General features: G+C 44.7%; 1 rRNA gene. It reads right to left on the bottom strand.

What is annotated here, in order from left to right:
- Positions 1-84 (bottom strand): 5S ribosomal RNA (gene rrf, locus H6A12_RS13845); the annotation flags it as partial.
- Positions 85-219: the final 135 nt, after the last annotated feature.

Genomic DNA, 219 nt, shown 5'->3' with positions numbered 1-219 from the left:
CAGCCAAGTATTTTCGACGCTAGTGAGCTTAACTTCTGTGTTCGGGATGGGAACAGGTGGATCCTCACCGCCATCGACACCGTCTTTGCTGCGCTTCCTTCTAAGAACCACTTTTTGAAAGATACTCTGTAAGGTATCTTCAAAACCGAATAACAATCTTCGAAAGTGAACTTATCTTTGACTCAACATCTCGATTCAATTCGAGGTCAAGCCCTCGAC

It is taken from the genome of Merdimmobilis hominis (genome assembly GCF_016901855.1).
Taxonomy (GTDB): Bacteria; Bacillota; Clostridia; order Oscillospirales; family Ruminococcaceae; genus Paludihabitans.
This window is presented reverse-complemented; position numbering and strand designations above follow the sequence as displayed.